The following is a 1,699-nucleotide window of genomic DNA, read 5'->3' as shown; positions in this document are numbered from 1 at the left end:
TGTGAATGGCGGGCCCACCGCACTGCCCGATGAAGAGATCCGCCGCATCTGCGAGGAGGGCACGCGCGCCTTGGAGATCGTCCATAACGGTAATTTGCGCACCGGCCTGTTCGTGCTTGGCATCGCCAAGGAGCGCGATGAGCTCGACCGCGTCATTTTGGGCACTGACGGTCCGTCTGGCTCGGGCGTTCAGCCGCTCGGCATCCTGCGCACCATCTGCCATCTCGCCTCGCTCGGCGACGTGCCGACCGAGGTCGTCTTCTGCTTTGCCACCGGCAATACCGCACGGGTGCGCAAGCTCGACGATCGTGGCGTGATCGAGGCCGGCCGTGCTGCCGACCTGGTGTTCATGGATCAGGCAGCAGGCGGCATCGGCAAGGATTTCCTCGAAAGCCTGGCGCTTGGCAACCTGCCCGGCATCGGCATGATCATGGTCGACGGTGTGGTGCGCACGGCCCGCAGCCGCAACACGCCGCCGGCGATCCGCGTGCCGGAAATCGTTGCGGCCTGATCGCCGAGTTATCCGACAGGAACGAAAAAGCGGCCCCGAGAGGCCGCTTTTTTATCTTCTTGTTGGAGCATGATCTTGTTCGAAAACCGGTTCCCGCTTTTCGGGATCATGCTTTAGTTCACACCGTCCTTGCCGACGATCTGGTCTGTGGTCAGCCCGCCGACACGTGGATGCGGGCGGCCCGAATCGGTGACGGCGATCGCCACCACGATCTCGTCGTCGCGCGGCGCGTCGGAAATGCGCACTTCCATGCCGTCGAAGTGGCTGCGCACCTTGGCAGCGTCCTTGTGGCCCAAGGGAATGTCGAGCGGGATGCCGAGGCCACCACGCTTCTTGGACGATGGGATCAGCGCCGCGCCCTTGCCGAGAATGTCGCGGAACGGGGCGCCGAGCTTGGGGTGCAAGATGGCAGCTGCGTGCTCCAGCTCGCCATCGGCGCCGACCGCTGCTGCCTTGCCGAAGCTCTCGACCTGGTCGCCCGGAATGCCGAGCGCTGCAACGGCACGGCGCGGCAGAATGTCGCCGAGTTCAGCACCGATGTCGCTGAGTTCCGAGAGGTCGTCGACGAAGGTGCCGACATGGGGGTTGCGGATGACCGCAACCGCCGCGGCGCGGCGCGTCGGTGGATTAACCGCCTTGCCGCCCTCAGTGCGCGTCTCTTCGACGATGGTGATGATTCGCCGGATTTCGACGCTCATCGCAAGCCGTCCTCCCCCTTGATGTCCTTGGCGTCGAGGCCGCCGACCCGGGCATGCACGCGCGAACCCGTGGTCATCGCGAGCACGAATACCAGTTCGTTGTTGCGCGGCGCGTCGTTGATGCCGACCTCGATCGCGTCGAAATGGCTGCGCACATAAGAGGCGTTGACGTGGGTGACCGGAATATCGATGCGAACGCCGGGGCCGCCGACCTTCTTGCTCGACGGCACGATGGCCTTGGCGCCGCCCAGAAGCTCGCGCATCGCATAGCCGCCGGGGTTGTGCCAAAGCGCGCCGTGCTCGAGTTCGCCGCCACCGCCGACGATGGAGCCCTTGCCGTAGCTCTCGATCAACGAGGCATCGCCGCCGAGTGCTTCAAGCAGGCGGGTCGCCATTTCGAGGCCGAGCGGCTTCAAATCTTCCATGAACGGGGTGATGTCTTCGACATAACGCCCGGCATAGGGATTGGCGACGACGGCAAGCACGGTGC

3 protein-coding genes are annotated in these 1,699 nt (G+C 64.9%); 1 reads left to right on the top strand and 2 read right to left on the bottom strand.

Going from position 1 to position 1,699, the window contains the following annotated elements:
- A partial coding sequence (locus AC1DUU_RS31310) for an amidohydrolase family protein (protein WP_476787193.1) occupies positions 1–511 on the top strand: 511 nt, incomplete at its 5' end.
- Between the two features lie 113 nt (positions 512–624).
- Here the strand turns inward: AC1DUU_RS31310 and AC1DUU_RS31305 are convergent.
- Both AC1DUU_RS31305 and AC1DUU_RS31300 read right to left on the bottom strand, forming a co-directional pair.
- Positions 625–1,209: an amino acid synthesis family protein gene (locus AC1DUU_RS31305; RefSeq protein WP_476787192.1), complete on the bottom strand. Its 585-nt coding sequence runs from the start codon at positions 1,207–1,209 to the stop codon at positions 625–627.
- Positions 1,206–1,699, bottom strand: a 494-nt coding sequence (locus AC1DUU_RS31300) for an amino acid synthesis family protein (protein ID WP_476787191.1), incomplete at its 5' end; no start/stop codon positions are given. The genes AC1DUU_RS31305 and AC1DUU_RS31300, both read right to left, overlap by 4 nt.

Source organism: Aminobacter sp. P4_H6_2 (assembly GCF_056400805.1).
Note: the sequence above shows the minus strand (reverse complement) of the source record. Positions and strands in the feature narration are given on the sequence as shown.